Below are 26,615 nucleotides of genomic sequence, written 5' to 3' on the forward strand. Positions count from 1 at the left end.
GCGGTGGCGGTGGCGGTGGCGGTGGCGGCGGCGGTGGCGGCGGCGGCGGCGGCGGCGGCGGCGGCGGCGGCGGCGTACCGGCGACTTGCTCCTTGTCGCCGTTCCCGGCCAGCCAGTCATTGCCGCTGGCCGAGACGGCCAGGAACAGCAGCTGGTTCGGCACGACCGTGGTGTCGAGCAGGCCCACGCCGCCCAGGCGGGTTCCGGGCGCGATCGGGCAGGCAGCGCCCGCCACGACGGCGGACAGGTCGAAGACGTTGCGCCCACTGGGCCGCGGCAGCAGGGTGCCGACGGCGGTGCAGTTCAGGCCGGTGAGGTTCAGGCCACCTTCGCTGTTGACGGTGGCGGTGAAGTCCTCGGCGAAGATGTACGTGCCCGCCAGTTGCTGCAGCGAGGCGGGCTGCTCGTAGTCCGGGCGGTACGACAGCAGCACCGACGGGCCGGCCGACGAATCGGCCAGGATCGAAGCCCGCTCGGCCACCGTGCCGCTCAGGCGCACGGGCGCGATGGATCCGTCCTGCAGGCTGTAGCTGGTTCCCGCGAAGTTGAAGCTGGCACTGGATGCGCTCGCGACCTGCCCCTGGATGGCGCGTTGCAGGCTGTTGTCCCGGTTGTAGAAGCCCCAGGTCCTGCCGTTCTCCAGCACGGCCAGGGTCAGCGTGGAACCATCGGTGGCCAGGCCGCGCCAGAGTCCCTCGGCGACCACGCGGGGGGCCACGCCGACCGGCCCGCCGCCCTCCTCGTCGCCTCCGCCGCCGCCGCACGCGCTCAGCGCGAACAGGCCCGACAGGCCGGCGTAATGCCATCGACTCAGCCGAAAAGAAGCGCTCATGAAACCTCCCTGGACCGGTGCGTTCGAGCGCGTCCCGGCAGGGACCTGGCGCGCACGACACGATCCCTGCATTTCATAACGACGAGCTAATCCGAATCGACACACGGCGTAACAGGGCCAGCGCCAGCGCCGCGACTGGCGGCGACGGGCGTGGCGGCGAAGAAGCCGCCTGGGCGGTGCGCAACACCGCCACCGCCACTGCTGGACGCGCTCTGCGCCCGGGCGCCTGCCTCAGCGGTATGCGCACACGGTTCTTACGATTGCGCTACCCGGAAGAGGTGGAAAAAGATCGACTTTGCCGCGAATTCGGGCCCATCCACCTTCACTGCCCTGCCATCCGTGCGCGCAACTGCTCTTCCTGCTCGCGCAGCTCGGGCGTGAAGGACTCGCCGAAGTCTTCCGCGGCGAAGATCTGGCGGACCTCGATCTCCGAGTCGCCCGGCATCGGGTTGGGGCAGCGCCTGACCCACTCGACCGCCTCCTGCAGCGAGGCGCAGTTCCAGATCCAGAAGCCCGCGACCAGCTCGCCGGCCGGCGCGAACGGACCGTCCACCACCTCGCGCTGCGGGCCCGAGAAGCGCACCCGGGCGCCGCGCGAGCTGGGATGCAGCCCCTCGCCGGCCTCCATCACGCCGGCCTTGACCAGCTCCTCATTGAAGCGGCCCATTTCGGCAAACTGTTCTTCGGTGGGCATGCGGCCCGCTTCGCTGTCGGCAGTGGCCTTGACCAGGATCATGAAACGCACGGAGTACTCCTTGGTGTGATGGATGGGGATGGAAGCCGGGTGCTTCACGTGCTCGACGAGCGAGGCCCCCCGGATTCGACACTCGGCTTCAGAACGGATACGGCCCCTCGAATTCGCCCGAGGCCGCGACGTGCGAGACCACCCGTCCGCGCCCATCCTGCGCCAGCACGCGCAAGCCGGGCGGCTCGAACATCCACTGCGCCGGCGCGCGCGGGTCCAGGTCCAGCGTGATCTGGTGCGCAGGCGATGGCGTCGTGCAGGCGATCGTGCCGCCGAAGCGCACGTCGATGGCCCGGTGCAGGTGGCCGCAGATCACCCGCTCCACGTTGGCATGGCGCGCCACGAGCGCCTCCAGCTCGCCCGCGCCCTGCAGCAGGCCGATGTCGTCCATGTGGCCGATGAGCGTCGTGAACGGCGGGTGGTGCATGGCGATCACCACCGGCCGGTCCCGGCAGGCCTGCAGCTGGCGTTCCAGCCACGTCAGGCGCGGCGCGTCCAGCCGGCCGTGCGAGGCGCCCGGCTCGCTGGTGTCCAGCGCGATCAGTCGCAGGCCACCCACGTCCACGGCGTACTGGATGAACTCGCCGCCCTCGTGCAGCCACGCATGCCCGGGAAAGCTGCGCCGCAGCTGCCCGCGCTCGTCGTGGTTGCCGGGAAGCAGGTAGAGGGGCAGGTCCAGCGGGGCGAGCAGCTCGGCCAGGTGCGCGTACTCGGCCGCCCGCCCCGATTCGACCAGGTCGCCGGTGATGACGACGGCCCGGGGCCGCTGCCTCAGGCGCAGCACGGAGGCGACGGCCGTGCGCAGGAAGGCGGCGGTGTCGATGCGTCCGCAGGCCAGTTGCCCCGGCTCGCAGATGTGGAGGTCGGTCAGTTGGACGAGCATGGGCGGACGGCGGTGCGGCGGGCGCTGTGGTCGACGGATTGTCGGCCCGGCGCGATGTCCGCGTTAAGCTCATCGGCCCACGCTCTGCCGCTTGCCTGCCATGACCGAACCCGAACTGCGAATGATCGAGCTGCTGTCGCGCATCGAGGACAACCAGCGCCAGGCGCTCGCCCTGCAGCAGGAGCACCTGCAGATCGCGCAGCGCCAGCTCGAACGGTCGAACAGGAGCGTGGAAGAGAGCATCGAGCTGCAGCGGGTGGCCGTCTCGCGCCAGGCGCAGGTCACCCGCTTCGTCCTCCCGCTGATCGTGCTGCTGGTCTTCCTGCTGGTCTACCTGGTGGTGAAGTGGCGCATCCTCTGAGCGGTGCCGATGGCGCTTCGCGCCACCGCCGCCCCGGCGCCGGCGTGTCGCCGTGCGCCGGGACGCGGTGCCTCAGGGGCCGAACTGCAGGTCGACCACTGCGTTGGCCGTCGAGACGTCGGCGGCCTGCGTCACGCCCGTCGTGAAGCCGGGCGCGGACGCTTGCACCGTGTACTTGCCGGCCACCGGCACATCGGCCGCGAACACGGGCGTGCCGCCGAGCGTGTAGCTCGCCTTCACCGGCGCGGCCGCGGGCAGGTCGAAGCGGTAGGTCCCGTCCGTCGCATCGACGGGGGTCGCCGCCACCTGGATCACCGGGCCTCCCGTCAGTGGCTGGGTGGCTCGCACGTCGGCGGTGGTGACCGTGGTCGGCGTGACGGTGCCGGTGCGGGCCGTGCCGCTGACCTGGCGCATGGCCGAGGTCGGCGGCAGGAAGGCGGTGGCCGTGCCGTTGAGGGTGGTGGTGGCGGTGGACACCGGCACGCTGGTGAGCACCGCCGTGGCGCGGCCGGCGGAGGTGATCACGACGTCGTAGTTGCCCGCGCCGAGGAAGGGCAGCACGAAGCGGCCGGTGGCGTCGGGGGCCGAGGAGCGGACGACCACGCCGTTCTGCTGGGCGGAGACCAGCGTGCTGCCCAGGGTCATGGTGGTCGAGACGTAGCCCTGGATGCCGGTCTGGACCCGCTGGGCCAGCGACAGCACGGGCTTGAGGTTGTAGGCGCCCGAGTTCCCGGCCTTCACGACGGAGCGGCAGGCGTCGAAGTCCAGCACCAGGTCGGCAAGGCCCGCGGGCTCGACGTCGATGCGGGTCTTGAGCTTCAGGCCGCTCTGCTGGGCGCTGGGCGTGCGCAGCGGCACCAGCGCACCGCCGGTGGGCTGGACCGCATTGGCCAGCGGCGCGCCGGCCTGGTTCTCGGCCAGCACCAGGCGGACCTGGCGATAGCTGCCGGACGGCACCTCGGTCTGGCCGAGCTCCTCGAGCGTGCCGTTGGTCAGTTCCAGCAGGTCCAGCCGCTTGGGCGTGGCCAGGACGATCTCCTCCCATCCCCCCTCGGACTCCGCGGCCTCGTCGGATTTGTGCAGGCGGACCTTCTCCACGGTGACGTACACATGGTCGTAGCCGCACGCCGGTGCGTCCGTCAGGGCCATGCGCACCGTGCCTTGCGCCTCGCCGCCCCCACCGCCGCCGCAGGCGGTGACGAGCAAGGTCGCGCCCAGGGCGGCGACGGGGAACAGCGGTCTGACTTTCGTATGCATCTCTTCTCCTCGTTTTGGGGGAGCCGCGATGCTCAGCTGTTGCGATCCGCGCGGCTGTCTCCGAACGTAAGAAGTGACTCAGGAGGCATCCGCGGCGCTGCGCAGTTGACGTCTCGTTGCAGGACGTCGGCATTTACCTAGGCCGGGGTGGGTGCCCCGCGGCGGCCTCACTCACCGGGCGACGACCCCGACCGGTTGCCCCGCTCGCGCAGCACGCCGTTGACCTCGGCCCCGTAGATCAGGGTCGAGGCGCTGATGTAGAGGAACACCAGCGTGGCCACCACGCCCGCGAAGCCGCCGTAGAGCAGGGCCAGCTTGCCGGCGGTGCGCAGGGTGTAGGAGAGCGTGGCCGCCGCGCCCACCCACAAGGTCGCCCCGACCACGGCGCCGGGCAACACGGTGTAGAGCCGTTGGCGCACGTCGGGCAGCCAGCCATAGAGCACCGCGTACACGGCCGTGAGCACGAAGAACGCACTGGCGTAGCGCACGCCGAAGTGCAGCCACAGCCGGTCCTGCGGCGACTCGGCCGTCGCCTCCACCCACATGCGGATGTAGGGAACGATCACCACCGAACTGAACGCGACGAGCACGGCCGTCCCCGTGATGATCGTGAAGATCGTGACCTTCAGGCGCGCCTTCCAGAAGGACATGCCGCGCTGGATGCCATAGGCCCGGTTCAGCGCGGTGCGGATGGCCTGCAGCCCCGAGGAACCGGTCCACAGCGTGATGACGATGCCGATGGCCAGCAAGGCCTGGTTGCGCTGCGCCAGCACCTGCTGGATGACGGGCCGCAGCGCCTCCTGCACCAGCAGCGGCGAATAGCCGATGACGCGTTCCACCAGCGCCGCCGCGTCGCCGGGATTGCCAATGTAGGCGGCCGAGGCGGACAGCAGGATCAGCAGCGGGAACACGGCCAGCACCCACGAGAACGCGAGGCTGCCGGCCTGGTTGGCGCTCTGGTGCATGACGTAGTTGCGCACGGCCTGCAGCAGCACGCCCAGGCCCGGCGTGGCGAGCACGCCGGAGGCGATCCGCCGCACCGCCTCTTTCAGGCGCTTCAGCGACACGGCGTTGGCCCGCGGCACGCCGGCCGTCATCGGCGCAGCCCCCTGAGCAGGTCACCGAGCCCCTTGCTGCCGCCGAGCTGCTTGTCCAGTTGCTCCTCGACGCGCTTGCGCACCTGCTGCTTGGCCAGCTCGCCGGCCAGGGCGCCGAGCTCGAGCCGGTACGACGGATCGTCGAATGGGCCCGTGAGCCGCACCGGGATGGTCAGGCCGCGCAGCTCATCGAGTTCGCGTCCATCCTGGCCCCTGGAGCTCGCGACCACGGTGGCCTTGGCCAGGTAATCGATGCGCTCGCGCGGCAGGTCGAGCGTGCCGGCGCCCGTGACCCGCAGGAAGGGCGACTTGGCATCGAGGTCGTCGTTGCGCGCGACGCCGTCCTGGATGCGGAACGAGGCCGTGAGCTCGGAGAAGTCGGTCTTCTCGGCCCGGTCGGCCGCGAAGGCCGCGTCGCGGGACTCGCCGCGCAGCGCCGCCCTCGCCTGCCGCAGCGCCTTGGCCAGGTTGATGCCCTTGATGGCGCCGTCGCGCAGCGCGAGGCTCGCGCTGCCGTCCAGCGCCCGCAGCATCGCATCCGCCGTGCCGCCGGCGCTGCGCACATCCAGCACCAGGCGGCCGCGGCCTTCGAGCACGTCCTTGCCCGCGGCGTCGCGCAGCAGCGGACCGACGGCGATCCCGTCCAGCGTCTGCCGCAGCGCGACGCGATTGCCCTCGGCCTGCGCGCTGAGCGCCGCGGCGAGCTTGCCTTGGTAGAGCTCGGCCGAGACCGGGTCCGCGTCCAGCCGTCCGTTCTTCACGGCCAGGGTGGCCGCCACCTTGTCGAACTTCAGCTGGCGGGCCTGCAGGGCGCCGATGCGCAGGGTGCCCGCGAGGTCGAAGCCCCGCAGGAAGGACAGGTCGATGGCGGCGGTGTCCGCGCCCGCCGGGGGCGCCTTCGCTCCCGGCGGCGGCGAAAAAGGGGCCTGGGCCGGCGCGGCGGCCTGTTGCGGCAGGTAGCGGTCCACGTTCAGGCGATCGACGGCGAGGTCGAAGCCGAGCGCCAGGGGCGAAAAGCGGCTGACGCTGAACTTGCCCTGCAGCGCGCTGTCGTCCAGCCGCGTGGCCAGCTGGCCGGAGGCCTGCGAGCGGCCCCAGTCGGCGCGCAGCGACGCCTGCAGCGGCAGCTTGACCTCCTTCATCGGCAGGCTGGGATGGGCGACCTGCACCTCGCCGGCCAGGCCGGGCAGCGCGAGGACCTTCTGCGCCAGGTCGGCCTGCACCCCACCGGCGATGGTGCCGCTGGTGGCGAGCGGCCCCTGCCGCAGCGTCCACTGCGCCGCGAGCTTGTCCGCCGACCATTTCGCCGCCACGCCCTGCAGGGCCGAAAGGGTCAGGTTCGCATCGAGCTGGCGCTGGGCGCCCGCGAGCTTCAGGCCGGCGCTCGCCTGCGGCCCGCTGGCACGGCCCTGCGCCCAGGCCAGCTGCGGCAGGCTGGCACGCGCCTCGATGGCGTCCTGGCCTTGCCGCCCCTTCAGCGCCAGGACCAGGTCCCTGGCTTCCACGCTGCCCTGCGCGCCGCCATACGCGACATGCGCGGCCTTGAGCGAGGCGTCGAGCTGGCTGAAGTCCAGCACGTCGCCGCGCAGCGTGAGGGCGAGCTGGTCGAGCGCGAACTGCTGCTTCGGCAGCTCGTAGCGGTAGCGGCCGTCGAGCTGGACGCCGGCATCCAGGCGCGGCTGCTCGCCCCGGGCCTTGAACCCCACGCGCAGGGCGCCACTGCCCGCCTGGCCGAGCCGGTCGGTCCGCACTTCCACCTCGCTCAGCTGCAGCGACTGGCCGCTCTGCCGGTCCTGGAACGAGGCCGACGAGCGCGTGATGCGCAGGCCGGCGATGTCCACCTCGACCGGCGCTTCGCCGGCGGTGTCCGCAGACGCCGCGGCAGCGGGCTGCGGCTGGCTCGTGAGCAGGTCGTCGAAGTTGAAGCTGCCGCCCGCATCACGCACGATCCGCGCGCGCACGCCGTCGAGTTCGAGACGGTCCACGGCCACCTGGCGCGACAGCAGGGGCCACAGGCGCACCGACACGCGCGCCCGCTCGATGCTGGCGAACTCCTGGGGCGCGTTGCGCTCGCTGAGGCTGGCCTTGTTCAGCTCGATTCCGAGCGAGGGAAAGAAGGCCAGCGACAGGTCGCCGTCGATCGTGAGCGTGCGCTGGGTCTTCTGCTGGACGGCCTGCACGAGCTTGTCCTTCGCCCAGGCCTCGTCGAAGCGCCAGGCGATCAGCGCTGCGGCGAGCACCAGCAAGGACAGCACGACCAACAGGACGACGCCGATCAGCTTGACGGGTTTCATGGCTGTTCCTCGGGAGCGAACGCGGCCCGTCCGGCCGCGGCCTTGATTGTCGTCAAGCCCTTTTCGCCCGGCACGGTTAAGGTCGGCGCCAACGCTGTCACACACGCAGGAGACAAAACGATGAAATCAGGCACTGGAGCATTCGAATGATGTGGGGATGGGACACCGGCGGCGCCGGCTGGGGTATCGGCTTCGCCGTGATGCATCTGCTGTGGTGGCTGGTGCTGGTCGGCGCCGGCGCGCTGCTGCTGCGGTGGATCCTGCGGGACACCGGCTCGCGCGGCGGCGATCAGCCCCGTCGGGCATCCGCGGAGGACGTCCTGCGCGAACGCTTCGCACGCGGCGAGATCGACCAGCGCGAGTACGAGGAGCGGCTGCGCGTCCTGCGGAGCTGAAGCCAGGCGCGGTGCGTTCACGACCGCTGCATCGCGCCGAGGCCGGCGGGCGGAAGCGTCGCATGCGGCACGGCCGACTTGCCCAGCGCATCGCGCGACGGCAAGAGCACGGCCAGCAGGTCCGAGGTGGTGGGCAGGATGAGGTCGGCACCGGCTTCGCGAAGTTCCTCCTCGCGGCCGAAGCCGCAGAGGACGCCCACCGTCTGCGCGCCCGCCGCGACCCCGGTGTCGATGTCCACGCGCGTGTCGCCGATCATGAGGCAGGCCGAGGGCGCGACGCCCATGACCTCGGCCGCATGGAGCAGCGGCTCGGGGTGCGGCTTGAGGCGGCGCGTGGTCTGGGCGCCGATCACGGCGCTGAAGTGCCGACGCACACCGTAGTGCGTCAGGAAGCGCTCGATGCGCGGCACCGTCCCGGTGGAAATGGCGCACATGGGGTAGCGCGCGGCCAGGCATTCGATCATCTCCTGCACCCCCGCGACCATCTCGTGCGGCACTTCGTCGGCGGCCTGCGCGGTGGGCGCGTGGGCCGGCCCGGGGCTGGCCTGCCGCGCCCGCGCGGCCCTGGCGCGCAGCCGATGGAAAGGACCATCCAGATGCAGCCGGTCCAGCCAGCCGTAGGCCTTGTTCACGGGCAAGGCCGCCCCCATCACCAACTGCCGGGCCAGCCGCTCCGCACGGCGCCCGCTCATGAGCGGCACGGCGTAGAGGAGCCTGGCGACCTGGGTGACGAGGTGGTCGTCGGTGTCGGCAATGGTGCCGTCCACGTCGAAGCACAGGGCCTGGATGCGATCGAGGGCGAGCGACATCCGGCCAGTCTAGGCAGTCCCGGCGCCCAGCGGTGTCGGCCGGGAACCCGGAGGAACTAGGAAGCCGGCGCCACTTCGTCCAGCCAGCGGGCCAGCACCTCCGGGTCCAGCGGCTTGACGAAATGGACCATGCCGGCCGCGGCGGTCGCCGCCACGTCCTTGGGCTGTCCGTAGCCGCTCACCGCGGCCAGGATCACGCGCTCCATGCCGGGCAAGCCGCGCAGGCGGGCGCCGAGTTCGCGGCCGTCGGCATCCGGCAGGCCGATGTCCAGCAGGCAGACCTGCGGCAGGAAGGTGCGCGCGGTCGCGAGGCCGCGACCGGCGGTGTGCTCCACCATCACCTCGTGTCCCAGGTCTTCCAGCAGCAGCCCCAGCACGGTGGCCGCATCCTCGTTGTCGTCCACGATGAGCACGCGCGCGCCCGCCGGACTGGCCGCCGGTCCGGCGGTTTCCGGCGTGTCCGCGAGGGGTGCCGGAGACACCAGCGCGGGCAGCACCACCTCGAAACGGCTGCCCTGCCCCGGCCCGGCACTGTCGGCCGCGACCCGGCCGCCGTGCAGTTCCACCATGCTGCGCACCAAGGCCAGGCCGATGCCCAGGCCGCCCTCGCGCCGGTCCGCCCGGCGCTCGCCCTGCACGAAAAGCTCGAACACGCGCTCGATCAGCTCGGGCCGCATGCCCTGGCCGTTGTCTTCGACAACGATCACGGTGTCGCCGGGCCGCGCCTTCGCCGCGATGCGGATCCGGCCGCCCGCCGGCGTGTAGCGCGCGGCATTGTTGATGAGGTTGGCGAAGACCTGCACCAGCCGCTTGCGGTCGGCAAAGGCCGGCAGCGGGTCGGCCTCGAAGGCCTTGGCCACGGTGTGCCCCCGGCCGTCCACCAGCGGCCGGGCCTGCTCCAGGGCCTCGGCCAGCACCTCGCGCAGGTCCACCTCCTCCTGGCGCAGCGTGACCACGCCGCGCGTGACGCGCGAGACGTCCAGCAGGTCATCGACCAGGCCGCGCATGTGCGAGGCCTGCCGCTCGACGATGTCGGTGAGCGAGCGCACGCGCTGCGCGTCGCCGGCCGCGCGCCGCAGCATGGCGACCGCCGAGGTGATCGGCGCCAGCGGGTTGCGCAGCTCATGCGCCAGCATGGCGAGGAACTCGTCCTTGCGGCGGTCGTCCTCGCGCAGGCTCTCGCGCGAGCGCACCTGGTCCTCGATCTCGGTGCAGGTGCCCATCCAGCGCACGATGGCGCCCGCGTCGTCGCGCACCGGCAGGGCCCGCCCGAGCATCCAGCGGTACTCACCGTGCCGGTTGCGCAGGCGGTATTCGATTTCGTAGGGTGTCCCGGTGGCCAGCGAGTGCCGCCAGGCATCGATGGTGCGCGCCAGGTCCTGCGAGTGCAGCACCTGCTGCCAGCCGTGGCCCTCGCTGTCCCCCTCGCACGCGCCGGTGAAGGCGTACCACTGACGGTTGAAGTACTCGACCCAACCGTCCGACCGCGTGGTCCAGACCATCTGCGGAATGGCGTCGGCGATGGCGCGGAACTTCGCCTCGCTCTCGCGCAGGGCCGACTGGCCGTGCACCTCCGCCGTGACGTCGTAGCCCTGGATCAGGATGCCGTCGATCCGGCCGTCGTCGCCGCGGATGGGCTGGAAGATGAAGTTGACCGACAGCTCCTCGGTCTCGCCGTGTTCGTCGCGGCGCAAGCGCACCGGGGCGCTGTGGCCGACGAAGGGCACCCCGGTGCGCAGCACGTCGTCCAGCACCTGCCCGTACCCTTGCGCGATGGCCTCGGGGGCGACCTCGCGCACCGGCTTGCCCACGATGTGGCTGCGGCCGACGAAATCCAGGTAGGCCTGGTTGGCATGGCGGAACACGTGCTCGGGGCCTTCCAGCACGGCGACGAAGCCGGGCGCCTGCTGGAACAGGAGCATGAGCCGATTGGCTTCGGCCGCCCGCGCCTGCTCGGCCTGCACGGCGGAGGTGGTCTCGAACGAGGGGCAGGAAAACCCCAGCACCTGGTCGTCCTCGTCCAGCACGGGGTTCCAGGTGAAGGTGAAATACGCCGGCTCGTCGCGTCCGTCGCGATGCAGGCGGAAGGGCACGTTCTCGCCATACAGGCCCTCGCCCGCGAACACGCGCGCGAGCATGGCGTCCAACTGGGTTCCGATCTCGGACCAGACCTCCCGCAAAGGACGGCCGAAGGCCGCGGGATGCTTGTCGGCCAGGACGGTGGCGTAGTGCTCGTTGTAGAGGAGATGCGCCTGCTCACCCCAGCACACGAACATGGGGCCGCGCGAGCGGTTCATGGACCGCAGCAGGCTGGTGAGAATGGGCGGCCATTGCGCGGGAGGGCCCAGGGGGTGCTCGGACCAGCACTGCGCTTCCCACGCGGCCGCGAGGGAACCACGCGCGCCGAAGAAGCGCGAGGGGACGGGGGACTTCATGGACGACATGCTTCGCTGGAACCGGGGGCCCGGGGCGACGGCGTGCGGTTCCACACGGCGCAGGGCCTGCGCATCATAGGGACAACTCGGCAATTTGCGCGCCGGCACGCGCCAGGCCCGGCTGGAAAGCAATGGGCGTGCCAAAAGTCGCGGTCGCCCCGCCCCCGCCGGGCTCGGAGCGACCGCCTTGCGCCCGGCGCCTCAGGCCGCCTTCGGGTAGCGCAGGTCGAAGCGGTCCAGCTCCATGACCTTGGTCCAGGCCTTCACGAAGTCCTGCACGAAGTGCGCCTCGCCGTCCTTGGCCGCGTACACCTCCGACAGCGCGCGCAGCTGCGCGTTGGAGCCGAAGATCAGGTCGGCCAGCGTGGCCGTCCAGCGCCGCTCACCGCTCTTGCGGTCCGTGCCCTCGAAAAGGCCCGGCGTCTGCTCGGACTTCTTCCAGGCCGTGCGCATGTCCAGCAGGTTGACGAAGAAGTCCGGCGTGAGCGTGCCGGGCCGGGTGGTGAAGACGCCGTGCGGCACGTTGCCGCTGGTGGCCCCCAGCGCCCGCATGCCGCCGACCAGCGCCGTCATCTCCGGCGCGGTGAGCATGAGGAGGTTGGCCTTGTCGATGACGGCATTGGCCACATTGCCCTCGGCGCCCTTGCGGATGTAGTTGCGAAAACCGTCCACGGCCGGCTCCAGCACCTCGAAGGCGTTGACGTCGGTCTGCTCGAGCGGGGCGTCGGTGCGGCCGGGCGTGAAGGGCACCTTGACCGTGTGGCCCGCCTTCTTCGCCGCCGCCTCGATGGCCGCGCCGCCGGCCAGCACGATCAGGTCGGCCAGGGACACCTTCTTGCCGCCGCCCGCGGAGGCGTTGAAGTCCTTCTGCACGCCTTCCAGGGTGGACAGCACCTTGGCGAGTTCGGCCGGGTCGTTGGCCTCGAAGTCCTTCTGCGGCGCCAGGCGCACGCGCGCGCCGTTGGCGCCGCCGCGCATGTCGCTGCCGCGGAAACTGGAGGCCGAGGCCCAGGCGGCCTTGACCAGCTGCGGGACGGTCAGGCCCGAGGCCATCACCTTCTGCTTGAGGGACTCGACGTCGGCGTCGTTCACCAGCGGGTGGTCCACCGGCGGGATCGGGTCCTGCCACAGCAGGTCTTCCTTCGGCACCCAGGGGCCGAGGTAGCGGATCTTCGGACCCATGTCGCGGTGCGTGAGCTTGAACCAGGCGCGGGCGAAGGCGTCGGCGAACTCCTCGGGGGTGGCCAGGAAGTGGCGCGCGATCTTCTCGTAGGCCGGATCGAAGCGCAGGGCCAGGTCGGCCGTGGTCATCATGGGCTGGTGGAACTTGCCGGGGATGTGCGCGTCGGGCACGTTGCGGCCCTCGTCGCCCTTGGGCTTCCACTGGTGCGCGCCGGCCGGGCTCTGGGTCAGCTCCCAGTCGAACTTGAACAAGGTCTCCAGGTAGCTCATGTCCCACTTCGTGGGCGTGGGCGTCCAGGCGCCTTCCAGGCCGCTGGTGATGGTGTGCGCGCCGATGCCGCTTTCGTAGGCGCTCTTCCAGCCCAGGCCCAGCTCCTCGATGTTGGAGCCCTCGGGTGATTCGCCCACGTGGTGCGCGGGACCGGCGCCGTGGCACTTGCCGAAGGTGTGGCCGCCGGCGACCAGGGCCACGGTCTCGTAGTCGTCCATGGCCATGCGGCCGAAGGTGTCGCGGATGTCGCGCGCGGAGCCCACCGGGTCGGGCTTGCCGTTGGGGCCTTCGGGGTTGACGTAGATGAGGCCCATCTGCACGGCCGCCAGCGGCTTGGCGAGTTCACGCTCGCCGCTGTAGCGCTCGTCGCCCAGCCAGGTGGATTCGGGGCCCCAGTCGATGGGCAGCGGCTCCCAGACGTCCTGGCGTCCGCCGCCGAAGCCGAAGGTCTTGAAGCCCATGGACTCCAGCGCGGCGTTGCCGGCCAGGATCATGAGGTCGGCCCAGGAGAGCTTGCGGCCGTACTTCTGCTTGATGGGCCACAGCAGGCGCCGCGCCTTGTCCAGGTTGCCGTTGTCCGGCCAGCTGTTCAGGGGCGCGAAGCGCTGCTCGCCCGAGCGCGCGCCACCGCGGCCGTCGAAGATGCGGTAGGTGCCGGCGGAGTGCCAGGCCATGCGGATGAAGAAGGGGCCGTAGTGGCCATAGTCGGCGGGCCACCAGTCCTGCGAGTCGGTCATGAGCGCGAACAGGTCGGCCCTGACCGCCTCCAGGTCCAGCGACTGGAATTCCTTCTTGTAGTCGAAGTCCTCCAGCATCGGGTCGCCCAGGTTGCGATGCTGGTGCAGCACCGTGAGGTTGAGCTGGTCGGGCCACCAATGGGCATTGGTGCGGGTGTGCCGGGGCTTGACGTCGTGCGCGACGGGGCACTTGAGTTCAGTTTCGGCGCTCATGGGGTTCTCCTTCATCTCTTGTGACTCTGGCAAACGCGTTCGCCGCGGCGAACGTGGCTGCACCTGCCTGGGTTTCGACAGCCCAGGACCGCCAGCTTAGGCGCCAACGCGCGGCGCCGCGATTGGCCTTTCGGATGGGGGGAATAGGCGGAATCGAAGCGGCCGCCCTGCGCCTCTAGTCCCAGCCGTCGAAGAGTTCGGCCAGGAGTCCGGCCAGAAGCAGGCCGCAGAAAAACAGGAGCGCAAAAGGGTTGTCGTCCATGGGGCTTGGCTCGATGTGCGAAGCCATTGGACGCACGCCCCGTGTCGGCCGCGTGACTGAGCTGCTGGCTCAGCTTTTCAGCTTGCGACGCCGAAGTACGCCGTCATCAGCGCGGCCATGCGGTCCGGCGCGGGCAGGGCCTCGCACAGCTGCGTGCGCGCCCGCTCCACGCTGCGCCCGAGCATGGCCTGGGCCTGTGCGTGCCCCAGCAGGGACACGAGGGTCACCTCGGCGCGCGCGCCGACGGCAGCGGCGTCGTCCAGGTCGTCGCGCAACTGGAAGGCCCGGCCGAGCGCAAGCGCCGCCTGCCGCAGGGCCGGCACCTGGTCCTCGCGTCCGGCGACGACGGCGGCCATCTCCAGCGCGGCGGCGAAGAGCACGCCCGTCTTGAGTTCGTTGAGCTCGTCACCGGCCTCGCAGCCGGTGGCGCCCAGGCGCAGGTCGCGGTACTGGCCCTGCACCAGTCCTGCGGGACCCACGGCGGCGTTGAGCACCTCCACCAGCCGGCAGCAGCGCAGCGCATCCAGCCCCGGCGCCCGGGCAAGCACCTGCGAGGCCAGCGCCATCAGGCCGACGGTCGCGAGCAAGGCCACGTCCTCGCCCACCAGCCGGTGCAGCGCCGGCTGGCCCCGGCGCAGCGCGGCGTCGTCCATGCAGGGCAGGTCGTCCAGCACCAGCGAGGCGCAATGAATGAACTCGACCGCGCAGGCGGCCTCCAGCAGCGCCGGCGACTCACTACCCAGGGCCTCGCCCGCCAGCAGCGTGAGCAGCGGCCGCAGCCGCTTGGCCGGCCCGAGCACCGCGACCCGCATGGCCGCGCCGACGGGGTCGCCCTCGCGGGGGGGAGGAAGCAGCTGCGACAGGCGCGCCTCGATGCGGCCCAGCAGCGGCTGCAGCCCTGCGTCGCCATCCGCGACCCTCGGGGGCGTCACGGGAGCCAGGTGCGGATCGGCCGTCGGACGAAGGGCTGCATTCACGCGCCGGAGCCTAGCCGGGCCGGAGCCCTCATGAGGCGGGTGTCACACGGAAGCGGTGCCGTCCTACATCGCGCCCACTTGAGAATCCGCGGCGGAGGCAGCCGCCCTTGACCCACTTTGCCATCATCGCGCCGCCCTTTCCCAGCCATGTGCGGGCGCTCGAATCGGTGGCCAGCCACCTGGTCTCGCGCGGGCATCGCCTGAGCTGGCTCCAGCAGGCCGATGCACGCCAGGCCCTGCGCGATCCGCGCATCGGGTTCGTCGCGCTGGGCGCGTCCAGCCACCCGCCGGGCAGCCTGGGCGGGCTGATGGCACGCGCCGCCGCGCCCGGCTCGCCCTGGGGCCTGCGCCGCGTCATCCAGGACATGGCCGCGGGCACGCGCATGCTGTGCCGCGAGCTGTCCGGGGCGCTGCGCAGCCTCGGCGCCGAGGCCGTGCTGGCCGACCCCATGGAAGCCGCCGGTGCGCTGGTGGCGCGCGGGCTGGGCCTGCCCTATGCGTCGCTGTCCTGCGCCATGCCCCTGAACCGCGAGCCGGGCCTGCCGCTGGCGGTGATGCCCTGGCGGCCCGCGCCCGATGCGCAGGACTGGCGCAGGCGCGTGCTCGACGAGAGCGAGCGCGTGTACGACCGCCTCATGGCGCCGCTGTACGACGAGATCGAGCACCAGGCGCGCGGCTTCGGCCTGGGGCGGCTGCGCCGGCTGGACGAGCTGCTGTCGCCGCGCCTGCAACTGAGCCAGATGACGCGCGGCATCGAGTTCCCGCTGCAGGCGGCGCCGCGCGAGCTGCACTACACCGGCCCCTGGCGCCGGCCGGACGAAGGCTCGAGGGAGGTGCCCTGGCCCGCGCACTGGCGGCGCCGGCCCGAGGCCCCGCTGGTGTTCGCTTCGCTGGGCACCATGCAGGGCGGGCGGCTGGCCCTCTTCCGCCGCATCGCGCGGGCCTGCCGCGCGGAGGGAATGCAGCTGGTGATCGCGCACTGCGGGCTGCTGGACGCGGCGCAGGCGCACGAACTCCAGCGCGCCGGCGCCGACTGGGTGACCGACTTCGTGCCCCAGCCGGCCATGCTCGCGCACGCCCAGCTTGCGGTCACGCACGCGGGCATCAACACGGTGATGGACTGCCTGGCCGCCGGCACGCCCATGCTGGCGCTGCCCCTGGCCTTCGACCAGCCCGGCACGGCCGCGCGGGTGGCCTGGCACGGCGCGGGGCTGCAGATGCACCCGCGCCTGGCCACCACCGGCCGCATCCGCCGGGGCCTGCGGCGCCTGCTGGAGGAAGCCGGTTTTGCCGAGCGCGCGCTGGCGCTGGGACGCGGGATCCCCGAGGCCGGCGGCGCGCCTCGTGCAGCGGACCTGATCGAGGCCATGGTGGTTTCACCCGACTCGCCGACGGCGGCACGCCCCGCCGGTCTCGCGACCGTGCTGGACTGAGATGGCCCGCCTGGAAACGCCACCGGACGCCGACCTCCTCCTGGTCGGTGGCGGCCTGGCCAACGGCCTGATCGCCTGGCGCCTCGCGCAGCTGCGCCCCGCGCTGCGCGTGCGGGTGCTCGAAGCCGGGTGCACCCTGGGCGGCAATCACACCTGGTCCTTCCACGACGCCGACCTCACGCGCGCGCAGCAGCGCTGGATGGCACCGCTGGTGGGCTGGCGCTGGCCCGGCCACGAGGTGCGCTTCCCGGGCCTGCGCCGGCGCCTGGGCGGCGGCTACGCGTCCATCGCCTCCGAGCACTTCCACCGCGTGCTCACGCAGGCCCTGGGGGATTCGGTGCGCCCGCGTGCGCAGGTCGTCGAACTCACGCCCACCAGCGTGCGCCTGGCCAGCGGCGAGCTGCTGCGCGCGCGCGGCGTCATCGACGCGCGCGGCCTGCCGCCGACGCACCACCTGCGCCTGGGCTTCCAGAAGTTCCTGGGCCAGGTGCTCACGCTCGCGCGGCCCCATGGCCTGCCCGTGCCGCGCCTGATGGACGCCACCGTGGACCAGCACGACGGCTTCCGCTTCATCTACTGCCTGCCGCTGGACCCCTGCACCGTGCTGGTGGAGGACACCTGCTATGCCGACGGCGAAACGCTCGACGCGGCACAGCTGCGGCGACGCGTGGCCGACTACGCGGCCGCCCAGGGCTGGCAGGTGGACACCGTGCGGCGCGAGGAGCAGGGCGTGCTGCCCATCGCCCTGGACGGCGACATGCAGGCCCTGTGGCGCGAGGCCGCGGGCGTGCCCCGGGCCGGGCTCGCCGCGGCCCTGTTCCACCCCACCACGGGCTATTCCCTGCCCGAGGCCGTGCGCCTGGCCGAGGTCGTCGCCGCCCTGCCGGATCTCGCGGCGCCTGCGCTCTTCGAAGCGCTTCGCGCGCATGCGCTGCAGCGCTGGCGGTCGCAGGGCTTCTACCGCCTCCTCGGCCGCATGCTGTTCCAGGCCGCCCGGCCGCAGGACCGCTGGCGCGTGATGCAGCGCTTCTATGGCCTGCCCGAAGGACTGATCGAGCGCTTCTATGCCGGCCGCAGCACCCCGGCGGACCGGCTGCGCGTGCTGGTCGGCAAGCCGCCCGTGCCCCTGGCCGCCGCCTGGCGCGCCGCCTGGGGCCAGGCCGGTGCGCAGGACGATGCCCGCCGCGAGGTGCCCACGTGAGCGCCCTGCCCCTTCGCACCGCCGCCGTCATCGGCGCCGGCTTCGGCGGGCTGGCGCTGGCGATCCGCCTGCAGTCGGCGGGGGTGCAGACCACCCTGTTCGAGGCCCGCGACAAGCCGGGCGGGCGGGCCTACGTCTGGCATGACCAGGGCTTCACCTTCGATGCCGGGCCCACGGTCATCACCGACCCCACGGCGCTGGAGGAGCTGTTCCAGCTCTCGGGCCGGCGCCTGTCCGACTACGTGGAGCTGCTGCAGGTTTCGCCCTTCTACCGCCTGTGCTGGGAGGACGGATCGCACTTCGACTACGCCAACGACCAGGCGACGCTGGACGCGCAGATCGCCACGCGCGAGCCGCGCGACGTTCAGGGCTACCGCGACTTCCTCGCCTACTCGCGCGCGGTGTTCGAGCACGGCTACCTGCGCCTGGGAAGCGTGCCCTTCCTGAACTTTCGCAGCATGGTGCAGGCCGGCCCGCAGCTGGCGCGCCTGGGCGCATGGCGCAGCGTGCACGACGTGGTGGCGCGCTTCATCCGCGACGAGCACCTGCGCCAGGCCTTTTCCTTCCACTCGCTGCTGGTGGGCGGCAATCCCTTCGAGACGTCGGCCATCTACGCCCTCATCCACGCCCTGGAGCGCGAATGGGGCGTGTGGTTCCCGCGCGGCGGCACCGGCGCGCTGGTGCAGGCGCTGGTGCGCCTGTTCCAGGACCTGGGCGGCACGCTGCGGCTGGACGCGCCGGTGGACCGCATCGAGGTGGAGGGCGGGCAGGCCCGTGCGCTGCGCGTGCAGGGCGAGTGCCTGGCCTTCGACCAGGTGGCCTCCAACGCCGACGTGGTGCACACCTACGATCGCCTGCTGGGCCACGTGCCCGAAGGCGCGCGCGAGGCGCGGCGGCTGAAGTCCAAGCGCTTTTCCATGTCGCTGCTGGTGGTGCACTTCGGCCTGGCGCGGCCGCAGCCGCAGCTGGCGCACCACACGGTGTGCTTCGGGCCGCGGTACCGGGCGCTCATCGACGACATCTTCCATGGCAAGGAACTGGCCGAGGACTTCTCGCTGTACCTGCACGCGCCCTGCGTCACGGACCCCTCGCTCGCGCCGCCCGGCTGCTCCAGCCACTACGTGCTCGCGCCGGTGCCGCACCTGGGGCAGGTGCCGCTGGACTGGTCGGTGGAAGGTCCGCGCCTGGCCGGCCGCATCCTGGACTACCTGGAGCGGCGCTACATGCCCGGCCTGCGCCGCGACCTGGTCACGCAGCGCATCTTCACGCCGGCCGACTTCCGCGACACGCTGGGCGCGCACCTGGGCTCGGCCTTCTCCCTGGAGCCCGTGCTCACGCAAAGCGCCTGGTTCCGGCCGCACAACCGGGACGACGCCATCCCCAACCTCTACATCGTCGGCGCGGGCACGCACCCGGGCGCGGGGGTGCCGGGCGTGGTGGGCTCGGCCAAGGCCACGGCGCGGCTCATGCTGGAGGCCAGCCCGTGAACGCGCAGGAGCTGGATCACGCCCGCTTGCAGGTGGCCCTGGAGCATGCCCGCGCCAGCATCGCGCAGGGCTCGCAGAGCTTCGCGGCGGCCGCGCGGCTCTTCGATGCCCGCACGCGGGAGAGCGCCGTGATGCTCTATGCCTGGTGCCGCCACTGCGACGACCTGATCGACGGGCAGGTGCTGGGACACGCGACGAACGAGGAACGGTCCGTTCACCCTGAGCCCTTCGACAAAGCTCAGGACAGGCCCGTCGAAGCGTGTCGCCAAGGCCCCGCCACCGATCCGAGTCACGAAACGGCCTCCCCTGCCGACCTCGAAACCCGCCTCCTCGAACTCCAGGCCAAGACCCGCGCCGCCTGCGCGGGCAAGCCGGGAGACGACCCCGCCTTCCAGGCGCTGGCCGAGGTGGTCCGCCGCCACGGCCTGCCGGCGCAACTGCCCATGGAACTGCTGGCCGGCTTCGCGATGGATGCGCGCGGCACCGAGTACCGCACCCTCGCCGACACCCTGCTCTACGCCTGGCGCGTGGCCGGCGTGGTGGGCGTGATGATGGCGCGGGTGATGGGCGTCTCGGACGCGCGCACGCTGGACCGGGCCTGCGACCTGGGCATCGCCTTCCAGCTCACCAATATCGCGCGTGACGTCCTGGAGGACGCGGCGAACGGCCGCCTGTACCTGCCGGCCGGCTGGCTGCGCGAGGAAGGCCTGCACGGGCTGGCCGAGGTGCAGGATCCCGGTCGCCGCGAGGCGCTGGCCCGCGTGGTCGCGCGCCTGGTCGCGACCGCCGAGCCGTACTACCAGTCGGCACTGGCCGGCATCGGCGAGTTGCCCCTGCGCTGCGCCTGGTCCATCGCCACGGCGCGCGGCATCTACCGCGAGATCGGCCGCAAGCTCAAGCGGTCGGGCCCGAGCGCGCTGGAGCGGCGCGTGGCGACCAGCCGGGGCGAGAAGCTGTGGTTCGTGGCGCGGGGCGCAGGGGTGGCGCTGGCGGCCAGCGCCATCGAGCTGCCGGCGCGGCCGGTGCATCTGTTCCAGCGGCCGTTCTGAATCGCAAGATCACCTGTCTGCGCGCCGCGCCGCCCCGCTGCGGCGCAGGCTTTCCCGTAGCCGCTCGGGCCGCGGAGCCCAGAGAAAGCCGAAGGCGACGCAGCCTTCGCGCGAGCGCACGGCGTGGTGCAGGCGGTGGGCGTCGATCAGGCGCCGGAGATAGCCGCTGCGCGGTTGCCAGCGGAAGAACAGGCGCCGGTGCACGAGGCCGTCATGCACCAGCAGGTAGAGAGCGCCATAGATCGTCATGCCCAGGCCCAGCAGCGCCAGCACGCGGCGCTCGGGCGTCTGGCCTGCGGCAATGAGCGCGATGGCGATGGCCGCGAAGACCAGCGCATACAGGTCGTTGCGCTCGAAGCGCCCCGCCCGCGGCTCATGGTGCGAGGCATGCCAGCGCCAGCCGAATCCGTGCATGACGTAGCGGTGCGCGAGCCAGGCCACCGCCTCCATGGCGACGACGGCGGCGAGGACCACGCCGGCATCACGAAGCCAAGGGAGCAGCGATGTCATGGCTTCAGGCAGTCGGGAACAAGGCCCCGGCGGCCCTCGGCCCCGCCGCCACCCGAGCCGTTCGGGCTGAGCCTGTCGAAGCCCAGCGCCAGACGACCACGCGAGCCCTTCGACAGGCTCCGGGCGAACGGAGGTGTTCGATCGGGCATGCGCTTCACCGGGGCGTCGCCGCGGTGAATGGAAGCTCAGGGCGAACGCTAGCTGGGCGAGACCACCACGCGAACCCTTGCCCGGAATGAACGTGAAGTCCTCGCAATGGATCAGGCCGTTTGAGCAAACTCACTTCCCCGGCTGCTTGACCACACGCAAGTAGGGCTTGACCGTCTTCCAGCCGTCCGGGAACAAGGTCTTGGCCTCCTCGTCGCTCACCGAGCCCGCGATGATCACGTCCTCGCCCTGCTTCCAGTTGGCGGGCGTGGCCACCTTGTGCTTGGCCGTCATCTGCATGGAGTCCAGCACGCGCAGGATCTCGTCGAAGTTGCGGCCGGTCGTCATGGGATAGACCAGCATCAACTTGATGCGCTTGTCCGGCCCCACGACGAAGACCGAGCGCACCGTCTGGTTGGTGGCGGCGGTGCGCCCCTCGGAGCTGCCGGCCTCCTCGGCCGGGAGCATGTTGTAGAGCTTGGAGACGTTCAGGTCCCGGTCCGCGATGATGGGGTAGTTGACCTTGGCACCCTGCGTCTCCTCGATGTCGCCGAGCCAGCGCTGGTGGCTGTCCACCGGGTCCACGCTCAGGCCGATGAGCTTGGCATTGCGCTTGGTGAACTCCGGCTCGATGCGGGCCATGTAGCCCAGCTCGGTGGTGCACACCGGCGTGAAGTCCTTGGGATGCGAAAACAGGATGGCCCACTGATCGCCGATCCACTGGTGGAAGTCGATGCGGCCCTGGGTGGTCTCGGCCTGGAAATTGGGGGCGGTGTCGTTGATGCGCAGCATGGGGATCTCCTTCTGGCCAGAGGCGGTTTTTGCAGGGAAACGGACATGATGCGGCGGCCGTTTCGGCGGTGTCAACACACGCAAGCCAAGACGGTTACGGCTGAGCAGGCCAGGCGCCTGGACGCACACCGTTCTCAAAAACGACACGTTCGGGTGACTTGCAGGCCTGCGCGCGGGGGACTACATTGCGTCCCGGCTGTAACCGGACGTCACAAATGCAAACGAATCCTTCTTCGCTCAAGCGCGTGCGGTCGTGGCCGCTCGCCGCCTCGGCCCTGGCCTTGTCGATCCTGGCCGCCTGCGGCGGTGGCGGAAGCGCGGACGGCGGCGTGGCGGGTGGCGGCTCCGGCAGCACGGCCAGCGTGCCGGTGGAGGAAACGAGCGGCTGGTGGGCGACCGCCAGCAAGGCGTCCAACCTGCAGGGAGCGGTCTACACCTCCACCCTGGAGCAGTGCGACACGGTCAACAGGAACCTTTATGCGCTCAAGTCGCAGGTCACCGTGCAGGGCGGGCCGCAGAACGAGAAGTCGGCCGGCCTGGTGCCCGAGGCGAAGTTCTACGTGCGCGTGACCAGCCCGTCCGGCAACGTGGTGCTGGGCACCAGCGTGGGCTCGCCCAATGAGCGGCCCATCGAGACCGACGCCACCGGCAAGTTCACGACCTGCTACGTGCTGGTGGACATCCTCAGGCGCGGCTCGGACTCCAGCCGCGCGGGCTACGACGACACGCCCAACAACGGCAACGAGTACAAGCTCTGGGTCAGCCTGAGCCGCGACTTCGACCCGAACCTCACCAAGACCGATACCTTCAAGGTGGCCGAGCGCGACACGCCCCTGCCGCCCCAGCCGACCACCGGCTCCATCATCGTGCGCAAGTTCTACGACAAGAACGTGGACGGCCAGCGCAACGCCGACGAGGTCTACCTCACCGGCGCCGAAGGCGGCTGGCTGGTGGGCGTGAGCCGCGGAACCATGGAAGCCACCGCTCGCACCGAGGCCGTCTTCAACGGCCTGGCGCTGCAGGAGCACTCCGTCTGGGAGCTGATGCCCGACCAGCCGCAGTGGTACGCCACGAACGTGTATGCGGGCCCCTTCTCCACGAGCACACCCATCGTCGTCACGGCCGTCTCCGGCACCTACAAGATGAATACGCTCGGCGTCACGCCGACGGTGGCCGGGACCGCGGTGACGTTCGGCAACGTCTGCACCGGCGACGGCGGCCAGCTCGCCAGGACCATCGGCTACTGGATGAACAAGGGACAGTCGGAGATCGGCGACAGCGAACTTGCCGCCCTGCACGCCCTGAACCTGCGCAACGAAGACGCCTCCAAGTTCGACCCGACCACGGCCGCTCAACTGAGCACCTGGATCCAGGGCGCCCGCGCCAAGAACATGGCCTACATGCTCTCCGCGCAGCTGGCCGCGATGAAGCTCAACGTCATCACCAACAAGGTGTCGGCGTCCGCCATCCTCTATGCCCCCGCCGCCCAGTCCACCACGCACGTGAGCGGCTTTGCCACCGTGGCCGAACTGATGGACGCTGCCGACACCATGCTGGGCCGCACGGGCTCGGCCTTCGCCACCGCCGCCGAGCGCCAGCGCATGGGCCTGCTCAAGGACGCACTGGACCTGGGCAACAACCGCCAGAACTTCGTGATGGCCGAGCCCTGCCCCCTCAGCTTCGCCACGGCGACCGCGCCCTGACCGCCCCGCGCAGCCCGGGCCGCGCGCCCGGCGCTACATCGGCCTGAAGCGCTGCGCGTACAGGCGGCTCACCGCCAGGCGTTCGGGCCGCCCGCGCAGCGCCAGCTGCAGCTTGCCGGCCTCGTCGCGATGCACCGCCTCGATGGCGGTGGCGCGCACGATGGTGCCGCGGTGCACCTGCCAGAACAGCTGCGCATCCAGCTGCGGCGCCAGGTCCTTTAGCGGCGTGCGGATCAGGTACTCGCGGTCCCGCGTCAGCACGCGCACGTACTTGTCGGCGGCCTCGAAAGCCAGCACCTCGTCCACCGGCACCATGTGGATGGTCGTGCCCACGCTGGCCTGGATCACCTTGAGCGTGGGCTGGTCCGAAACCGGCGCCGCGAGCAGCCGGCGCAGCGGCGCGAGGGCCGCGTCCAGGTCCGCGCCGCCGCGCCGCGCCAGCTGCTCCTGCACCCGCGCCACCATCCGGCGCACACGTTCGGGCTGGGGCGGCTTGAGCAGGTAGTCGATGGCCTGAGCCTCGAAGGCTTGCACCGCATACTGGTCATACGCCGTGACGAAGACCAGCGCGGGAAACGGCGGGCCCTCGGGCCATTCGTCGGCCAGCTGCACGGCCGCGTCGATGCCGCTCTGCCCTGGCATGCGGATGTCGAAGAACAGCACCTCGGGCCGCAGGGCCAAGGCCTCGCGCACCGCGGCCAGGCCGTCGCCCACGGTGGCCAGCACCTGCAGCGCGGGCCAGGCCTGCCGCAGTTCGTCGGCCAGCGCCTGCGCCAGCAGGGGCTCGTCTTCGGCGATGAGGGCGCTGGCCTTCATGGCTGCCAGGGCAGTCGCACCGTGGCGCGCATGCCGCCTTCGGGATGGGCCGCCAGCTGAAGGCCGGCCCGGCCTGCATACAGCGCGTCCAGGCGCTCGCGCACCTGCGTGAGGCCGAAGCCGCTTGCCTCCGAAGGGACGGCCGCGCCCAGGCCGGTGTCGTCCACCTGCAGCAGCAGCGCGTCGCCCTCGCGCCAGGCGCGAACCTCGATGCGTCCGCCCTCCAGCTTGGGTTCCAGGCCGTGCCGGATGCTGTTTTCCACCAGCGGCTGCAGCAGCAGCGCGGGGATCGGGTGCGAGGCGAGCGCGGCCGGCAACTCCAGCGCGTAGGAAAGGCGCGCACCCATGCGCACCTGCATGAGGGCGAGGTAGTCGCGCAGCCGCTCGAACTCCGCGGACAGGGGATGGCGCGTGGCGCGCGAGGCCTCCAGCGTGGCGCGCAGGTAGGCGATCATGTGGTCCAGCATCTGCTGCGCGCGCGGCGGGTCCACGCCGATCAGCGCGCGCAGGTTGGCCAGCGTGTTGAACAGCATGTGCGGTTCCAACTGCGCCTCCAGCAGCTTCAGGCGCGACTCGGCCGCGTGGCGGCGGGCCTGCTCCATCTCGCGCACCAGCCATTCGCGCCGGCCCCGGTTGTAGAAGTAGTAGCTGCCGGCGACGCCGGCCACCACCGAGATGAGGAGCGAGCGCGGCATCGCACCCGCGCCGGCGGCGCTGCCTTCGCTCCAGCCGAAAAGCTGCAGCAGGTGCGAGGCCGCGAACTCCCCGGCCGCCCAGCCCAGCGCCACGCCTGCAGCCACCAGCAGCACGCCCTGCAGGCCGGTCGGCCAGCCGGTTTGCGCACTGGAGGGGAAGGCGTGGCGGCCGAAGTCGATCAGCGACCAGGTGGCCAGGCCGATGGCCAGCGAATAAGTGGTCGATACGACGAAGGACTTGTCCGGCGAGAAGGCCACGTTCAGCACCGCGATGCCCAGGCAGAACACCAGCACCAGGAGGAAGTGGCGCAGCTTGACCGGCCAGTGCAGGCGTCCCGCGCTGGCGGCCGGGATCTCGTGCGAGGCGAGCGTCTTCATGGCCGGTCGATTCTAGAAAGCGCGCTCATAGCAGGCCCAACCCGCCCCAGACCAGCTGGCCGAGATAGCGACCGGGCAGCAGCGTGAACACGCCGGCGAGCACGCAGGCGCCGTAGTACAGGCCGCGCATGACCTGCCGGTGCGCCGCCACGTTGCCGCGCGCGAGGTGCCGGAACGCACCGAAGAGCCCCAGGAAGGTGACGGGCACCAGCAGGTGGATGGGCGTGTAGCCCGCGATGTTGGGCAGGCTGAAGTCGCGGATGAACAGGGCGGAAATGGCCGTGATGAGCATGACCGTGACCCAGGCGTAGCCGAAGGCGCGGTGCAGGCGCGGTCGCGACCGGTCGCCCTGCCGCGCCCACAGCGCGACGGGGCCGGTGAGCACGGCGGTGAGGGCGGCCGTCATGTGGACGGCGATGACGGGAGACATGTCCATGGCGGGCTCCTTCGCTGCGGATGGAAGCCATGGTGTCCATGGACGCGCGCGCAGACCACCGGCGTGCGACGCAAGGGCCTGCGGACGGCGCGAACCGACGTGGGGGCGGTGCGGAATGCTCAGGCCCAGCCGGCGGCCAGCGCCCGCGTGACCTCGGCCGCCGGACGCTCGCTGCAGCCACTGGCGTTCTGGCCGGACCACAGCGGAGAAAAGTCGCTGCTGCCCCGCGCCTCGGCCGCCGCGCGCAGCACGCCCATGCGGGCGGTCGCCAGCGGAAAGGCCGGGGCCGCGGCGCTCATGGGGCCGAGCTCGCGCACCACGCGGTTGACGATGCCGCGCGCCGGCCGTCCGGTGAAGACGTTGGTGAGCGCGGTCACCCGCGCCGCCTCGCTGGCCAGGGCGGCGCGATGCAGCGCGCTGGTGCTCGCCTCCGGGCACAGCAGAAAGCAGGTGCCCGCCTGCACGCCGGCCGCGCCGAGCGCGAGCGCGGCCGCCACGCCCTGCGCATCGACGATGCCGCCGGCCGCGATCACCGGCACCGACACCGCCTGCACTACTTGGCGCACCAAGGCCATGGTGCCCAGCTGCGAGTTCAGGTCGGCCGTGAGGAACATGCCGCGGTGGCCACCCGCCTCCAGGCCCTGGGCAATGATGGCGTCCACGCCCCGCGCCTCCAGCCACTTCGCCTCCTCCACCGTGGTGGCCGAGGACAGCACGCGCGCGCCCCAGGCGCGCACGCGCGCGAGGAGCTGCGGTGAGGGCAGGCCGAAGTGGAAGCTCACCACCGGGGGCCGGAAGGCCTCCAGCACGTCAGCGGCCTCGGGGCCGAAAGGAAGACGCCCCGCGCCCGCGGGCACCTGCGTGTCCAGCCCCAGTTCCGCGAAATACGGCGCCAGGGCCTTTTGCCAGGCCTCCTCGCGCGCGGCATCGGGCGCGGGCGTTTCGTGGCAGAAGAAGTTGACGTTGAAGGGCTGCTGCGTGCCGGCCCGGATCGCCTCCAGCTCGCGGCGCATGGCCTCGGGCGCCAGCATGGCGCAGGGCAAGGCGCCCAGCCCACCGGCATTGCTCACCGCGATGGCCAGGGCACTGCCCTGCACGCCCGCCATGGGCGCCTGGAGGACCGGCAACTGGGTGCCGAGAAGCTGGAGCAGCGTGCGGGTGGCGTCGGTGGTCATGGCGTGGGGCTCTCGATGGGATCCCCGCATTCTGCCGACGCCG

General features: G+C 71.6%; 23 protein-coding genes. 7 read left to right on the forward strand and 16 right to left on the reverse strand.

Going from position 1 to position 26,615, the window contains the following annotated elements:
• The 3 genes from EZ242_RS22230 to EZ242_RS12865 form a co-directional block, all read right to left on the reverse strand.
• The coding region (locus tag EZ242_RS22230; protein ID WP_205960647.1) for a hypothetical protein at positions 1-832 on the reverse strand (832 nt) is incomplete at its 3' end.
• A gap of 322 nt (positions 833-1,154) precedes the next feature.
• On the reverse strand, positions 1,155-1,577 hold the full coding sequence (locus tag EZ242_RS12860) for a YciI family protein (RefSeq protein ID WP_135285585.1): 423 nt from the start codon (positions 1,575-1,577) through the stop codon (positions 1,155-1,157).
• An 88-nt stretch (positions 1,578-1,665) separates the two neighbouring features.
• On the reverse strand, positions 1,666-2,460 hold the full coding sequence (locus EZ242_RS12865) for a phosphodiesterase (protein ID WP_135285586.1): 795 nt from the start codon (positions 2,458-2,460) through the stop codon (positions 1,666-1,668).
• A gap of 100 nt (positions 2,461-2,560) precedes the next feature.
• Between EZ242_RS12865 and EZ242_RS12870 the strand changes: the two genes are divergently transcribed.
• Positions 2,561-2,821, forward strand: coding sequence for a hypothetical protein (locus EZ242_RS12870; protein WP_135285587.1), 261 nt, complete (start codon positions 2,561-2,563; stop codon positions 2,819-2,821).
• A 72-nt stretch (positions 2,822-2,893) separates the two neighbouring features.
• Here EZ242_RS12870 and EZ242_RS12875 read toward each other — a convergent pair whose 3' ends face one another.
• The 3 genes from EZ242_RS12875 to EZ242_RS12885 form a co-directional block, all read right to left on the reverse strand.
• Positions 2,894-4,078 (reverse strand): DUF4382 domain-containing protein, encoded by a 1,185-nt coding sequence (locus EZ242_RS12875; protein WP_135285588.1) that lies wholly within the window; start codon positions 4,076-4,078, stop codon positions 2,894-2,896.
• Between the two features lie 167 nt (positions 4,079-4,245).
• Positions 4,246-5,175: a YihY/virulence factor BrkB family protein gene (locus EZ242_RS12880; RefSeq protein WP_135285589.1), complete on the reverse strand. Its 930-nt coding sequence runs from the start codon at positions 5,173-5,175 to the stop codon at positions 4,246-4,248.
• Positions 5,172-7,469, reverse strand: coding sequence for an AsmA family protein (locus EZ242_RS12885; protein ID WP_135285590.1), 2,298 nt, complete (start codon positions 7,467-7,469; stop codon positions 5,172-5,174). Before EZ242_RS12885 ends, EZ242_RS12880 begins: the two co-directional genes overlap by 4 nt.
• A gap of 146 nt (positions 7,470-7,615) precedes the next feature.
• Here EZ242_RS12885 and EZ242_RS12890 point away from each other — a divergent pair, with 146 nt between their 5' ends.
• Entirely contained in the window at positions 7,616-7,864 is a 249-nt protein-coding gene (locus tag EZ242_RS12890; protein ID WP_135285591.1) for an SHOCT domain-containing protein, read from the forward strand.
• Between the two features lie 17 nt (positions 7,865-7,881).
• On the opposite strand, the gene EZ242_RS12895 is transcribed toward EZ242_RS12890, so the two are convergent.
• From EZ242_RS12895 to EZ242_RS12910, 4 genes are all read right to left on the reverse strand, one after another.
• On the reverse strand, positions 7,882-8,673 hold the full coding sequence (locus EZ242_RS12895) for an HAD family hydrolase (RefSeq protein ID WP_135285592.1): 792 nt from the start codon (positions 8,671-8,673) through the stop codon (positions 7,882-7,884).
• 56 nt (positions 8,674-8,729) lie between these two features.
• Positions 8,730-11,108: a hybrid sensor histidine kinase/response regulator gene (locus EZ242_RS12900; RefSeq protein WP_167784755.1), complete on the reverse strand. Its 2,379-nt coding sequence runs from the start codon at positions 11,106-11,108 to the stop codon at positions 8,730-8,732.
• 201 nt (positions 11,109-11,309) lie between these two features.
• The gene (gene katG / locus EZ242_RS12905) at positions 11,310-13,511 is read right to left on the reverse strand and encodes a catalase/peroxidase HPI (RefSeq protein WP_135285594.1); all 2,202 of its coding nucleotides are present in this window, start codon (positions 13,509-13,511) and stop codon (positions 11,310-11,312) included.
• Positions 13,512-13,850: 339 nt separating this feature from the next.
• Positions 13,851-14,705: a polyprenyl synthetase family protein gene (locus EZ242_RS12910; RefSeq protein WP_240787074.1), complete on the reverse strand. Its 855-nt coding sequence runs from the start codon at positions 14,703-14,705 to the stop codon at positions 13,851-13,853.
• A gap of 152 nt (positions 14,706-14,857) precedes the next feature.
• Between EZ242_RS12910 and EZ242_RS12915 the strand changes: the two genes are divergently transcribed.
• The 4 genes from EZ242_RS12915 to EZ242_RS12930 are packed head-to-tail and all read left to right on the forward strand — an operon-like array spanning position 14,858 to position 19,920.
• The gene (locus tag EZ242_RS12915; RefSeq protein ID WP_135285595.1) at positions 14,858-16,183 is read left to right on the forward strand and encodes a glycosyltransferase; all 1,326 of its coding nucleotides are present in this window, start codon (positions 14,858-14,860) and stop codon (positions 16,181-16,183) included.
• Position 16,184: 1 nt separating this feature from the next.
• Positions 16,185-17,384 (forward strand): lycopene beta-cyclase CrtY, encoded by a 1,200-nt coding sequence (gene crtY / locus EZ242_RS12920; RefSeq protein WP_135285596.1) that lies wholly within the window; start codon positions 16,185-16,187, stop codon positions 17,382-17,384.
• On the forward strand, positions 17,381-18,871 hold the full coding sequence (locus EZ242_RS12925; RefSeq protein ID WP_240787075.1) for a phytoene desaturase: 1,491 nt from the start codon (positions 17,381-17,383) through the stop codon (positions 18,869-18,871). The genes crtY and EZ242_RS12925 overlap by 4 nt, the downstream gene beginning before the upstream one ends.
• The gene (locus EZ242_RS12930) at positions 18,868-19,920 is read left to right on the forward strand and encodes a phytoene/squalene synthase family protein (RefSeq protein WP_240787076.1); all 1,053 of its coding nucleotides are present in this window, start codon (positions 18,868-18,870) and stop codon (positions 19,918-19,920) included. The genes EZ242_RS12925 and EZ242_RS12930 overlap by 4 nt, the downstream gene beginning before the upstream one ends.
• Before the next feature lie 9 nt (positions 19,921-19,929).
• On the opposite strand, the gene EZ242_RS12935 is transcribed toward EZ242_RS12930, so the two are convergent.
• Together EZ242_RS12935 and EZ242_RS12945 are read right to left on the reverse strand one after the other, a co-directional pair.
• Positions 19,930-20,430, reverse strand: coding sequence for a sterol desaturase family protein (locus EZ242_RS12935; protein ID WP_135285597.1), 501 nt, complete (start codon positions 20,428-20,430; stop codon positions 19,930-19,932).
• A 279-nt stretch (positions 20,431-20,709) separates the two neighbouring features.
• Complete coding sequence (locus EZ242_RS12945; RefSeq protein WP_135285599.1) at positions 20,710-21,369, reverse strand: peroxiredoxin; 660 nt, start codon at positions 21,367-21,369, stop codon at positions 20,710-20,712.
• Positions 21,370-21,584: 215 nt separating this feature from the next.
• Here EZ242_RS12945 and EZ242_RS12950 point away from each other — a divergent pair, with 215 nt between their 5' ends.
• Positions 21,585-23,072, forward strand: a complete 1,488-nt coding sequence (locus EZ242_RS12950) for a hypothetical protein (RefSeq protein WP_135285600.1) — start codon at positions 21,585-21,587, stop codon at positions 23,070-23,072.
• A gap of 33 nt (positions 23,073-23,105) precedes the next feature.
• On the opposite strand, the gene EZ242_RS12955 is transcribed toward EZ242_RS12950, so the two are convergent.
• The 4 genes from EZ242_RS12955 to EZ242_RS12970 all read right to left on the reverse strand — a co-directional run bounded on the left by EZ242_RS12955 (position 23,106) and on the right by EZ242_RS12970 (position 26,572).
• Positions 23,106-23,888, reverse strand: a complete 783-nt coding sequence (locus EZ242_RS12955) for a LytR/AlgR family response regulator transcription factor (protein WP_135285601.1) — start codon at positions 23,886-23,888, stop codon at positions 23,106-23,108.
• Complete coding sequence (locus EZ242_RS12960) at positions 23,885-24,961, reverse strand: sensor histidine kinase (protein ID WP_135285602.1); 1,077 nt, start codon at positions 24,959-24,961, stop codon at positions 23,885-23,887. The genes EZ242_RS12955 and EZ242_RS12960 overlap by 4 nt, the downstream gene beginning before the upstream one ends.
• A 25-nt stretch (positions 24,962-24,986) precedes the next feature.
• Positions 24,987-25,397 carry a DUF2306 domain-containing protein gene (locus EZ242_RS12965; RefSeq protein WP_135285603.1) on the reverse strand — a complete coding sequence of 137 codons (411 nt, stop codon included), beginning with the start codon at positions 25,395-25,397 and terminating at the stop codon, positions 24,987-24,989.
• 119 nt (positions 25,398-25,516) lie between these two features.
• Positions 25,517-26,572, reverse strand: a complete 1,056-nt coding sequence (locus tag EZ242_RS12970) for an NAD(P)H-dependent flavin oxidoreductase (protein ID WP_135285604.1) — start codon at positions 26,570-26,572, stop codon at positions 25,517-25,519.
• Positions 26,573-26,615: the final 43 nt, after the last annotated feature.

It is taken from the genome of Ramlibacter rhizophilus (assembly GCF_004681965.1).
GTDB classification, from domain to species: Bacteria; Pseudomonadota; Gammaproteobacteria; order Burkholderiales; family Burkholderiaceae_C; genus Ramlibacter; species Ramlibacter rhizophilus.